5 protein-coding genes are annotated in these 6,928 nt (G+C 55.6%); 1 reads left to right on the top strand and 4 read right to left on the bottom strand.

All coding sequences use genetic code 11. The annotated features are described in order from the left end of the window. The 4 genes from kdpA to RTK32_RS16535 all read right to left on the bottom strand — a co-directional run. Positions 1-1,609, bottom strand: a 1,609-nt coding sequence (gene kdpA, locus RTK32_RS16520; RefSeq protein ID WP_312045878.1) for a potassium-transporting ATPase subunit KdpA, incomplete at its 3' end; no start/stop codon positions are given. Next, positions 1,609-1,698, bottom strand: a complete 90-nt coding sequence (gene kdpF, locus RTK32_RS16525; protein ID WP_125287524.1) for a K(+)-transporting ATPase subunit F — start codon at positions 1,696-1,698, stop codon at positions 1,609-1,611. The genes kdpA and kdpF, both read right to left, overlap by 1 nt. A 136-nt stretch (positions 1,699-1,834) precedes the next feature. Then, a complete protein-coding gene (locus RTK32_RS16530) occupies positions 1,835-3,790 on the bottom strand; it encodes a methyl-accepting chemotaxis protein (RefSeq protein WP_409451109.1) in 1,956 nt (651 codons plus the stop codon). Positions 3,791-3,884: 94 nt separating this feature from the next. After that, on the bottom strand, positions 3,885-5,432 hold the full coding sequence (locus tag RTK32_RS16535) for a methyl-accepting chemotaxis protein (protein WP_312045881.1): 1,548 nt from the start codon (positions 5,430-5,432) through the stop codon (positions 3,885-3,887). 692 nt (positions 5,433-6,124) lie between these two features. Here RTK32_RS16535 and RTK32_RS16540 point away from each other — a divergent pair. Continuing rightward, positions 6,125-6,928 (top strand): citrate:proton symporter (locus RTK32_RS16540; RefSeq protein WP_312045883.1); only part of this gene is annotated, 804 nt, incomplete at its 3' end.

Genomic DNA, 6,928 nt, shown 5'->3' on the forward strand with positions numbered 1-6,928 from the left:
CGCCGGTCAGCAGCACGGTGCCAATCAGCAGGCCGACAAACAGCGGGCCGTGTGTGGGCAGAGTGCCGCTGCTCACCGGCTGGACTTTTTTGGCGGCCAGCGATCCGGCAATCGCCATCACCGGGACAATAATCAGGAAGCGGCCCGCCAACATGCAAAAAGCCAGCAGCAGGTTCCAGAACGGCGTGTTGGCGGAGAGGCCGGCAAAGGCGCTGCCGTTGTTATTGGCGGCGGAGGAGAGGGCGTAAAGTACTTCGCTGAAGCCGTGCGCGCCAGGGTTAAGCATGGCCGCGCGTCCGGCATCAGTCATCATCGCCAGCGCGCTGCCGAGCAGCACCAGCGCAGGCGTCACCAGGATTGCCAGTGCCGTCATTTTCATCTCACGTACGTCGATTTTTTTCCCCAGATATTCCGGTGTACGGCCAATCATCAGCCCGGCGATAAACACCGCCAGCAGCACAAAGAGCAGCATTCCGTACAGTCCCGATCCGACTCCGCCAAAGATCACTTCACCGATCTGCATCAGCCACAGGGGGATCATGCCGCCCAGCGCGGTAAAAGAGTCGTGCATGGCATTTACCGCACCGCAGGAAGCTGCCGTGGTGATAACGGCGTAAAGGCCGCTAACCAGCACGCCGAAGCGGCTTTCTTTGCCTTCAAGGTTGGTCCCGTCCCCGCCCAGTGACCGCAGGACAGGATTGCCCTGCAGTTCGGCCCAGAACATCGCGGCGGCACAAAGCAGAAAAATCAGCGTCATGGCTGCCAGAATCACCCGTCCCTGACGGGCATCGCCAACCGCTTCACCAAAGGCAAAACAGAGTGCTGCTGGGATCAGGAAAATGGCCAGCATCTGCGCAAAATTGCTGATGTCGGTTGGGTTTTCAAACGGATGGGCCGAGTTAGCATTAAAGAAGCCGCCGCCGTTGGTGCCCAGCAGCTTGATCGCTTCCTGCGAGGCGACCGGCCCCATTGGCAGCAGCTGCTTCGCCCCTTCAAGGCTGGTGAAAGGCAGATAGTCAGAAAAGCTTTGCACCACGCCCTGTTGAATAAACAGCAGCGCTAACAGCAGCGAGAGGGGCAGCAGTAGCCAGAGCACGATGCGGCTCAGATCCTGCCAGGCATTGCCCAGCGTGGCGGAGGAGCGGCGGGCAAACGCGCGGGTAAGGGCGAAAGCAACAGCAATGCCGGTGGCCGCCGAGAAAAAGTTCTGCACCGTCAGTCCCGCCATCTGGCTGAAGTAGCTCAGCGACGATTCGCCAGCATAGGCCTGCCAGTTAGTATTCGTGACGAAGGAGACGGCAGTATTTAGCGCCAGATCCCAGGCCAGACCGGGAAAATGTTGGGGGTTGAAAGGCAGCGTCCCCTGTAACAGCAAAATCGCCAGCAGCAGGACAAATCCCAAAGCATTAAACAGCAGCACGGCCAGCAGATAAGTTTGCCAGCGCATTTCACCACGCAGCCCGGCTATGCGAAAAAGCGCGGTTTCAACGCCTCCAACAAAGGGAAGAGGACGGGGATCTATCAGGCGGGCTGTCAGCCGACCAAGCGGCCAGGCCAGCAGCAGCAGCGCCACCAGATAAGTCGCCAGTAAAGATGCGGAAGCCGCCATCAGAAGGCCTCCGCGTTAATCAGGGCATAAATCAGATAGCCCAGCAACAACGCTACCAGCAGCACGCCGGTTATCACTGCAACACTCACGGTTCACCTCATTAAGAGAGTCATTTCGCCATGAGTGTAAAAAGCGGGCCGCAAAGATTTTGCAAAAATGCGGTGGGAAAATATAAAAAAAGTATAAAAATGCGCAAGGCCGCGCGGGGCCTTGCGCATCCGGGGATCAGGAACGCACCAGTTCCTGCAATACCGTCAGCTGCGCCACGGCCTGATGCATGGCATCCAGACCGTCGGCGGCGTTTTTCAGCCGGTCGATGTTTTCGACCATTCCGCTACGCTCGGCGCTGTTTTGCTCGCTGAGATCGGCAATTTGACCGCGTGCAGCATGGCTTTTCTGCGCCATGTCTTCCGTGGTAGCGACGGTTTTAGAGGCGGTCTTTTTGATGCGCGCGATGGTCGCAACCGTCTCGTTGATACTTTCACGCGTGGCATCCGCCTGCTCTTTGGAAGAGCGGGCCAGGCGGCGGACTTCTTCCGCCACGACGGCGAAGCCGCGACCAGCAGATCCGGCTCGAGCAGCTTCTACTGCCGCGTTCAACGCCAACAGGTTGGTCTGGTCGGCAATGGTGCTGATGCCGCTGGTGATTTGTGTAATGCCCTGCGAAATTCTTTCCAGCTCGCCGATTTCCACGCCCAGCTCGTCCTGCGCCAGCAGCGTAACGGTTGCTGCCTCGCCAATCTCGCCGATATTGACACCGGCCACGTCCAGCGCCTCGCTCTGGCGGCTGGTTGCTTTTTCCAGCAGCGGGAAAGTTTGCACTACCGGCCCAATCTGCTGCTGATAGTTAATCACTTTATCAATAACGTCCGTTTGCAGCGTATGCAGGGCTTCCCAACGACGCAGCGAGCGCTGGGCATAGTGACCCGCGTAGTCCGCGTACTCAATCGGGAAGCGACTCATGGCTTTTACGTCGCGATCGAAGAAGGCGAGCGCAGAAAGCGTCTGGTTGATCGGCACGCCGAAAATTTCGCCAAAACTGGAGAATCCGGCAGCCGGTACGCCATCGAACAGCTCTGCTGCAGGCAGGCTTTCCGGATTGTTAAGGCGGCGCAGCAGGCAGTCGTTCAGCAGCAGACCTGCCGGTTTACCGTGGGTGGCGACGAATCTGTCCCAGTCCCTGCTCGTGGCGGAAACGAAATCGCCCGCTTCCAGCAGATAAAGGCGGTCACCAAACTCTAAATCACAGAAGAACGTCAGGCTTTCCGCCTCGATCTTTGCTACCGAGCGGATAAAGTACTCATCGGCCACCTTCACGCCAAACGTTTTACCTTTCAGCTTTTGCTCCAGCTGTTCCGGTTTGCAATGCAGCGCATCAGCCAGCACTTTTACCGCAGGCTGCTGACGGCCCGTTGAGTCGAACAGGGAACTCACGGTGCGGGCGACAGGATCGGCTTCTGCCACCAGCCAGCTTTGCGAAGTAGGCTGGAAGTTCTGGCTTTTAAACGGCGCAAAAGATTTACCTTTGGCCATGCGGCAGAACACGATCACCGCTTTGTTTTGCAGCAGCTGGCCGCCGGTCGCCATCCAGGTATTCTGGAAGTCAGTTCGGCCGCCCGCCGACCCGCCGATAGCCAGGCAGGGGAAGCGTCCGCTGTCATACCAGGCCTGCATCATAAAGCCTTCAGCAGAGGAAAGGCCGTCGCAATAGATCATGGCGAAGGTTTCTTCAGCAGAGAGCGACATGCTGACCTGCAGGCGATCCAGCTGGGCACGAATGCTGTCAATACGCTGGGCGACGCTGGCCCCGCGCGGAGCCTGCAGGTCGACAGTGTGTACCTCATGGCGGGCTATCGTCTGCTCGGGCAGCCACAGCCAGCTACCCTGAGGGCCGTTAGTGGCACAGTAGGCGGAACGGCCTTTCTGTGCGCACAGCGCGCCGGTAGAAGAGATAGCAAAGACGGTACGGCCCGGCGCGCTCATCTTTTGCCAGGCGCTGTTAACGCGAGCGAAGTCGGCTTCCGGTGGCACAAAGACCATCAAAAGGCCTTTGCCGCCGGCAGTGCCCAGGCTGCTGAACGAGGTCGGCAGGGCGCGGCAGTCGTAAGTGTTGCTGACCGGGCGGCCCGCCAGCGGGTTAAGTTTTTTTGGAATCAGTGCGTTTAAGAGTGCAGGTAACATTGCCATGGTGTCCTCGTAAATGTAGCGTGCCGGCGTGGGCGTATAAAGTTTATTGTTATAGTGGAACCCCGGCACGCCGCCGGGGTTGGGAAGACTAAGCGTCGGACAGGCGGAAGGTAGAAACGGAGTGGTTAAGGAAGTGCACCTGCTCTTCCAGCGAGGCGGAAGCCGCTGCCGACTCCTGCACCAACGCGGAGTTTTGCTGGGTGACGCTGTCCATCTCAGTAACTGCCTGTTCAATCTGGCTGATGCCGCGGCTCTGCTCGTCAGAAGCGGTTGAAATATGATCCATCAGAACGTCGACCTGGCTGACCGAGGCGATAATCGCGCCGATAGCCTCGCCGGTGCGGCTGACCTGAGCGGATCCGGCCCTGATATTAACCACCGATTCGGCAATCAGGCTTTCAATCTCTTTTGCCGCCACCGCACTGCGCTGCGCCAGGTTGCGGACTTCACCGGCCACCACTGCAAATCCACGACCCTGTTCGCCCGCGCGCGCGGCTTCAACCGCCGCGTTCAGCGCCAGGATATTCGTCTGGAATGCGATGCTGTTAATTACGCCAGTAATGTCTTCAATCTTCTTCGAACTGCTATTAATTTTGCCCATAGTGACGATAACTTCTTGCGCCACTTTTTCGCCGGTTTTGGCGTTAGTTACCGCTTCACTGGTGAGGCGGCTGGCTTCAAAGACGTTTTCGGTGTTCTGTTTCACTGTGGCGCCCAGTTCTTCCATACTGGCAGCGGTTTGCGTCAGCGCGGCGGCCTGCTGCTCGGTACGTGAAGCCAGATCGACGTTACCAGCGGCGATTTCCTGAGAGGCGTGGGAGACGGTTTGCGTGGAGTTACGCACCTGACTGATGATATCCGTCAGCGAGCGGCGCATCTGCTCCAGTGTGCCCATCAGATCCTGAATTTCGCTACGCGAAGAGGCCACTACCGGCACCGGCGTATCCAGAATACCCTGAGCTATCTGGCTGCAATGCGCTTTGGCACTGTCCAGTGGGCTGAGCACGTAGCGCTTCAGGAATACCAGTACCCCTGCAATAACGATCAGGAACAGAACGCCAAAGGCGGCGATCAGGCCGATACCAAAGGTGAAGTTACCCTGCGCGTCGCTGTTCAGTCGCTTCGCGTATTCTTCATGCAGCGCGAGGACTTTATCCAGCACCACTTCATACTGATGATCCAGGCTTATCACGGTCGGCAGCTGCGCTTTAAAACCGGCCTGGTCATTGATTTTTGCAAGCTCCAGCAAGGGATCGATACCCTGATGACGGTAGGTTTCGTAGGTAGTGCGATACTCATCAGCCAGTCCGGCTTCGCCTTCCAGCTTCGGCGCGGCCAGATAGGCCTGGAAAGCTTTATCTGCTTTACCGAGCACCTCGTTCAGGCCAGCCATCGTCTGTTCTGATTGCAGGTTGCCGCTGTTTTCCATCGTTTTCATATATTCCATCAGTCGTACGCGCAGCGTGCGGCTGTGGTTAATAGGGTCAATGATAGACAGCACAACGCGAATTTCTTTATTGACTGCATCCAGCGACGTATTACTGCGGGTCAGCAGCCAGACGTTAGCGATCATGCTGGTAAAAAAAATGATAAATAAAAAGAGTAAAACCAGAAGCGACGATCTTTTCAGGGACATCTCATTAGCCTTAAAGGGTACACGATGCTTTCTGTATCGGCATATTACGATAAAGATTTAGTCTTATGAGGGGTAGGGCAGAGGAATATGTTGAGGTTGTTTATATATCAATGAGTTATTCGTATGTGACACTGTAACTTTGAGGGTTAATGCATCTTTTCTCCCGGTAAAAGATTAAAAAAATTTAAGCACATGCATCACAATTTTGGTTCTCACTAAACGGTTTAAGTGACGTTGTCACTTAAAAACCGCAGAACAGGTGAAAAAGAAGAGTATCAGTGACGTTGTCACGTGTTGTTAGTTGATAACAGCGTTAAGTATGAGCCTTTCGTGACGCTGTCACATAATGCTGGTGGTTCAGCCCTCGGGTAAACCAGCTGCTAAGTGATATAACGAGACTTATCGCTTTCTGGTCCGGTTTTGAGGCCAGCGGTGAGTTTGATCGCAATCACAATAACCTACTCTTCCCGCCGGTAAAGCCGATCGCCATCACTCTTCTTTGTTAAAAAAATGATGAATTTTTATTACAGATTATTATCAGTATCTGGGCGGTATAGCGACAAAACAACAGCTTAACGCTACCGAAGGAAACATCCATTTTACTTTTTTCCACCGCCTAGACCTGAATGATAACTTTTGCTGATGGCCAGCGCGCCGCAGCCTGCGATAAGCATCCGAAGAGGGGAAGTAATGTGCTGACCATACTGGGTTTTTCAATGGTGACCTGTTTCATGTACCTGATTATGACCAAGAGGATGTCGGCGCTGATCGCGCTGATTATCGTGCCGACAGTGTTTGCCCTGGCGGCCGGTTATTATCATGGTCTTGGCGAAATGATGTTGAGTGGCGTAAAAGCGCTGGCCCCAACGGGCGTCATGCTGACTTTTTCTATCCTCTATTTTGGCCTGATGATCGACGCCGGGCTGTTTGACCCGCTGGTACGCTTTATTCTTAAAATTGTGCGCGGCGATCCGCTTAAGGTACTGGTAGGTACGGCCATATTAACACTGCTGGTTTCGCTGGACGGCGACAGCTCCACCACCTACATGATTGCCGTGGCGGCTTTTCTGCCCCTCTATCGTAAGCTGGGCATGAACGTATTGGCGATGACCTGTCTGGTCAATATTGCCAGCGGCATTATGAATCTTTCGCCGTGGGGCGGCCCGACAGCGCGGGCGGCGGCGGCCTTGCATATAGATGCGCTGGATATCTTTATTCCTATGCTGCCTGCTATGTTCCTGGGCTGCGTTACGCTTGTTGGCATGGCGGTGCTGTTCGGCATTCGCGAGCGCAAACGCCTGGGCGTGATGAAGCTCGACAGCGACCATCTGGATAACATTGAGCTGGGTTTAGGCGATGCAAACGAGTGCGCAGCGAACCGACGTCCCAAAATGTTCTGGCCTAACTTTATCCTGACCACCGTGCTGTTAGTGCTGTTGGTCACCGGACTGATGCCTATCCAGATCCTGTTTATGCTGGCTTTCGCTATTGCTGTG

Source organism: Erwinia sp., assembly GCF_031978025.1.
GTDB lineage: Bacteria > Pseudomonadota > Gammaproteobacteria > Enterobacterales > Enterobacteriaceae > Erwinia.